Annotated in this window: 1 protein-coding gene; it reads right to left on the bottom strand. The window is 72.9% G+C overall.

Annotated elements, in window-relative coordinates; genetic code table 11:
• On the bottom strand, positions 1-5336 hold a 5336-nt coding region (locus ACH499_RS34470), incomplete at both ends, for an amino acid adenylation domain-containing protein (RefSeq protein ID WP_399020975.1).

Here is a 5336-nt window from a genome sequence, read left to right as displayed (position 1 = left end):
AGAGCCACCACCGACTCCGGCCCCACCCCACGACCCACCAGAACCCGCGCCAGCCGATTCGCCCGCGCATTCAACTCCGCATACGACAACTCCACATCGCCGCACACCAAAGCCACCGACTCCGGAGCCCGAGCCACCCGCTCCTCGAACAACTCCGGAAACGTCAGCTCCTCCACCACCGAAGCCGACTCGTTCCACCCCTCCAGCACCAAAGCCCGCTCGGACTCGGTGACGACGTCCAGCCGGCCCACCACAGCCTCCGGGTCGGCCGCGAACGTCTCCAGCAGCCCCCGCAACCGGGCGACCAGCCCCTCCACCTCGCCCCGCGAGAACACATCCGGCCGGTAATCCACCCGCAACCGCAACGCACCACCAGAACCCACCACCAGACCCAACGGGTAATGGGTCGCATCCCGGCCGGAGAAGCCGGTCACTCGCGTGGCGCCCGCGGACATGCGGAAGGCTTCGGGGTCGTGCGGGTAGTTCTCGAAGACGGTGGCGGTGTCGAAGAGCGTGCCCAGCCCGGCCAGAGCCTGGATGTCGGCCAGCCCCAGGTACTGGTGCGCCAGCAACGCCGACTGCTCCTCCTGCACCCGCCGCACCAACCCCACCAACGACTCACCCGGCACCACCCGCACGCGCACCGGAAGCGTGTTGATGAACAAACCCACCATCGACTCCACACCCGGAATCTCCGCGGGCCGACCCGACACCGTCGCACCGAACACCACATCCCACCGGCCCGTCAGACGACCCAGCAGAACCCCCCACACCGCCTGCACCACCGAGTTCAGCGTCACCCCCGCCCGACGCGCACCCACCTCCACCGCCGACGACACATCACCCGGCAGATCCACCACCACCGACTCCGGCACCACCACCGAACCCGGCACCCGACCCGCCGCCAACAACGTCGGCTCCTCCAACCCCGCCAACGCGCCCCGCCACGCGACCTCAGCCGCCCCACGATCCCGCCCCCGCAACCACCCCAAGAACTCCCGGAACGACACCACCGGCCCCAACACCCGCCCCGCATACAACGCGAAGAGGTCACGGATGACGATCGGCATCGACCAGCCGTCCGCGAGGATGTGGTGGAGGGTCCATACGAGACGGTGCTGCTCGGGTCCCATGCGCACGAGCAGGAACCGCATCAGCGGCGGCTCGCCCAGGTCGAAACGCCGCAGCCGGTCCTCGTCGAGCAGCCGGGCGTACGCCTGCTCGGCGGCCTCCTCCTCCAGGGACGACAGGTCCGTCTCCTGCCAGCCCGGCTCGGCCGCGTCCCCGTCGCCGGGAATGACCTGGACGGGGCGTCCGGAGAGGGTGGTGCGGAAGCCGGCGCGCAGGTTCGGATGCCGCTGGAGCAGGGCCCGTACGGCCGTCCGGAGGGACGGCGCGTCCACGGGACCTTCGAGCCGGAAGGCGCACTGGACGGTGTAGGGGTCGAGTCCGTCCTCGTCCTCGCTCAGGTTCGCGTGGAAGAGCAGGCCCTCCTGCAGCGGTGTCATCGGGAGGATGTCCGCCGGGGCGGGGTTCCCGGACTCCAGTGCCTCGATCTCGTCCTGGGCGAGCGGGACCAGCGGTACGTCCGAGGGGGAGAACCCGCCGGCGCCGGGGGTCCGCGCATGGTCGACCAGGGCGTGCAGGGCCCGCGTGCAGGCGTCGGCGAACTGCCGTACCTCCTCCTCCGGCAGCAGGGCTTCCGGCCAGGTGAAGGTGAGCTCCAGCGTCGGGCCCCCGGCGTCCGCGTCGTCGTCGCGCGTGACCGCCGTGAGCGCGAGTGCGTACGGGAACGGCCGGTCCGGTGCGTCCCCCGCGAGCAGCACGGCCGCGTCGCCCGGCACCGTCCAGTCGGCGTCCCCTCCTCCGGGGGTGCCGAACCGGCCGAGGTAGTTGAAGGCGATGCGCGGCCTCGGGAGGGTGGCGAGCAGCGGCGCGGTCTGCGGGTTGAGGTAGCGCAGGGAGCCGTATCCGAGACCGTTGTCGGTGCCGGTCCGCGTCCGCAGCGTCTCCTTGACGTGCTTGAGCGCGCGCCCGGCGTCCGGGCCGCCGGACAGCGCGTCGTCCAGGTCGATGCGTCCCGGGGTGAGCCGGACGGGGAAGAGGCTGGTGAACCAGCCCACGGTGCGGGACAGGTCCAGGCCGTCGGCCTCCTCGCGTCCGTGGCCTTCGACCTCGACGAGCACGCCGGAGCCGCCCGGGCCGTCGCCGCCGGGGGCGGGCCACTGCCGGGCCGCGGCCAGCGCGAGGCCGGTGAGCAGGACGTCGTTGATCCGGCCGTGGAAGGCGGCGGGGACCGTCGTCAGCAGGGCGCCGGTCGGCTCCGCGGGGACGGTGACCGTCACGGAGCGGGTCGTCGCCGTCGTGTCCCGGGTCGGGACCGGGACCAGAGCGGCGGGCAGCGCGTCCGGGCCCTGGAGCACGTCCAGCCAGTTCTCCAGTTCGTCCAGCCGTCGGGCGGAGGACGCTTCTTCGTTGAGGTGCTGGGCCCAGCGGCGGAACGGGGTCCCCACCGGGGGCAGGGAGACGGGCCGGCCGTCGCCGACCGCTTCCCAGGCGGCCCGCAGGTCGGGCAGCAGGATCCGCCAGGACACCCCGTCGACGACCAGGTGATGCGCTACCAGCAGCAGCCGGCCGGGACCACGGCCCGCGCCCGTGTCGAACCACACCGCCTGGAGCATCACCCCCGCCTCCGGATCGAGACGCAGCCGCGCCGCCTCCGCCTCCCGCGCGACGAGGGCGGGCAGGCCGTCCGCGTCGGTGCCGGAGGCGTCCACCCGGTGCAGCAGCGACTCGGCGTCCACGGAGCCGCGGGGCGGGATCTCCAGGGACCACAGGGCACCGCCGCCGGCCCGCACCAGGCGGGTGCGCAGCACGTCGTGGTGGTCCAGTACGGCTTGCAGGACGCGCGTGAGACGCGGAACGTCCGCGTCGGCGGGCGACCGGAGTACGGCGGACTGGCTGTAGCCGTCGGCGGTCCCGCCGCGTTCCCGCAGCCAGTGGACGATCGGGGTCAGCGGCACGGGACCGGTCGCCTCGGCGTCGGTGCCGCCGGCGGGGACGGTGTCGGCCGGGCCGGCCGCGGCGGCCGCCAGTCGTTCCACGGTCTTGTGCAGGAACACGTCGCGCGGCGTGATCGCCAGCCCGGCCTCGCGGGCACGGCTGACGAGCTGGATCGACATGATGCTGTCCCCGCCGAGGACGAAGAAGTCGTCGTCGACACCGACCCGCTCCAGGCCCAGGACCTCCGCGAACAGTCCGGCGAGGATCTCCTCCCGGGTGTCGCGCGGTGCGGTCACCGAGACCAGCGCGTCCATGTCGGGGGCGGGCAGAGCGTCCCGGTCCAGCTTGCCGTTGGGGGTGAGCGGCAGCGCGTCCAGGAGGACGAACGCGGCCGGAACCATGTACTCCGGCAGGACGCCGGCCGCGTACTCCCTCAGCTCGGCCTCGAACCGCTGCGGGGCCCGGTCCGCCTGCTCGCCGGGGACGACGTAGGCAACGAGCCGCCGGTCACCAGGGCGGTCCTCGCGCAGGACGACGGCGACGTGGGCCACGGCGGGGTGCCTGCCGAGCGCGCCGCCGATCTCCCCGGGCTCGATGCGGAAGCCGCGGATCTTCACCTGGTCGTCGGCCCGGCCGACGAACTCCAGTTCGCCGTCCGGCCGCAGGCGGACGACGTCCCCGGTCCGGTACATGCGGGCGCCGGGCGCGCCGAACGGGTCGGCCACGAAACGGCCCGAGGTCAGCCCGGGCCGGCCCAGGTAGCCGCGAGCGAGTCCCGCCCCGGCGACGTACAGCTCGCCGGGGACCCCCGGCGGCAGCAGACGCAGACGGTCGTCCAGCACGTACGTCCTGAGGTCCGGCAGTGCCTCGCCGATCAGGCTGGAGGTGTGCCGGTCCGCGACGGCGCTGTCCAGCACCCGCTGCGTGACGTGCACGGTGGTCTCGGTGATCCCGTACATGTTGACGAGGGCCGGAGCGTCGTCCGGGTGACGCTCGTACCACGGGCGCAGCCGGCCGAGGTCGAGGGCCTCTCCGCCGAAGATCACCAGGCGCAGCGCGAGCGCGCCGGAGAGCTCCGGGTGTGCGGCGTCCGCCTCGCTGAACTGGTGGAAGCTGGACGGCGTCTGGTTCAGCACGGTCACGCCCTCGCGGACCACCAGGTCGAGCATGTCCTCGGGCGAGCGGCTCACCTGGTGGGGCACGACGACCAGTCGGCCCCCGTGGAGCAGCGGGCCCCATATCTCCCAGACGGAGAAGTCGAAGGCGTACGAGTGGAACAGCGTCCACACGTCGGCGTCCGAGAACGCGAAGGACGGTGCGGTGGCCGCGAAGAGGCGCACGACGTTCCGGTGCGGTACGACGACCCCCTTGGGGGTGCCGGTCGACCCGGACGTGTAGATGACGTACGCCGCCTGGCCGGGCGATGCTGGTGCGGCACGGTCGGCGTCGTCCGGGTCGTGGTCCGGGCAGGCGTCGAGCGAGTGCAGCGTGTCGGGTGCGTCGAGCGTCAGCAGCAGTCCGCTGTCGGCCAGTGCGCCGCCGACGGCCGCCTCGGAGGTCGTCAGGACGCGGACCGGTGCGGCGTCGCGGAGCATCAGGGCGATGCGGTCCTCCGGGTAGGAGGGGTCGACGGGCAGGTAGGCCGCGCCCGTCTTGAGGACGGCGAGGACCGCGACGACCAGGTCGGCGCCACGGGGGAGGGCCAGGGCGACGAACTGCTCGGGGCCCACACCCTGCTTCATGAGCAGGTGCGCGAGCCGGTTGGCCCGGCCGTTCAGTTCGGCGTACGTCAGGGTGTCGTGGCCGCACACGAGCGCGGTGTTCCCGGGGGTGCGGGCGACCTGCTGCTCGAACAGGGCGGTGAGGGTGGCCTCGGGCGCCGCGACCTCCTGGCCGGCGAGCATCAGGTGCCGCTCCTCGGCCGACAGGACGTCGACGTCGCCGATACGTGTCCCGGCGTCGGCGACGACGGCCCGCAGCAGCCGTTCCAGCCGTGCCGCGAGCCGTTCGACGTCGTCCCGGTCGAACAGGTCCTCGCTGTAGTGGAGGTCGATCCTGCCGTCCTCCAGGTAGACCAGGAGGTCGAACTTGGCCGCGTGGAGGGCGACTTCCAGCGGGTCGGACTGCACACCAGGGAGTTCGAGCCGGGCGGAGGCGTTGTCCTGCGTGGTGAGGGCGATCTGGAAGAGGGGGTGGCGGGCCAGCGACCGCTCCGGGTTGAGCTCCTCCACCAGCCGCTCGAACGGCAGGTCCTGGTGCGCGTACGCCGCCAGGTCCGTCTCCCGCACCCGCTCCAGCAACTCCCGGAACGTCGGATCGCCCGACGTGTCGGT

It is taken from the genome of Streptomyces sp. NPDC018947, from assembly GCF_044390505.1.
GTDB lineage: Bacteria > Actinomycetota > Actinomycetes > Streptomycetales > Streptomycetaceae > Streptomyces.
Note: the sequence above shows the minus strand (reverse complement) of the source record. Positions and strands in the feature narration are given on the sequence as shown.